This window comes from Aquabacterium sp. A08, assembly GCF_011742065.1.
In genome coordinates, this window is record NZ_JAAQQT010000139.1 from 1 (window position 1) to 319 (window position 319).

A 319-nucleotide genomic window follows, 5' to 3' on the forward strand; every position below is an offset into this window, starting at 1 on the left:
TGCTGGACCAAGGCCAGGCAGGCGACAACGTCGGCATCCTGCTGCGCGGCACCAAGCGCGAAGACGTCCAGCGCGGCCAGGTGCTGTGCAAGCCCGGCTCCATCAAGCCGCACACCCACTTCACCGGCGAGGTGTACGTGCTGTCCAAGGACGAAGGTGGCCGCCACACCCCGTTCTTCAACAACTACCGCCCGCAGTTCTACTTCCGCACCACCGACGTGACCGGCTCCATCGAGCTGCCCGAAGGCAAGGAAATGGTCATGCCCGGCGACAACGTGTCGATCACCGTCAAGCTGATCGCCCCCATCGCCATGGAAGA

The 319-nt window shown here is 64.3% G+C and carries 1 pseudogene; it reads left to right on the plus strand.

The window, feature by feature from the left end:
• Positions 1 to 319 (plus strand): annotated as a pseudogene (gene tuf, locus HA630_RS00790) (elongation factor Tu); the annotation flags it as partial.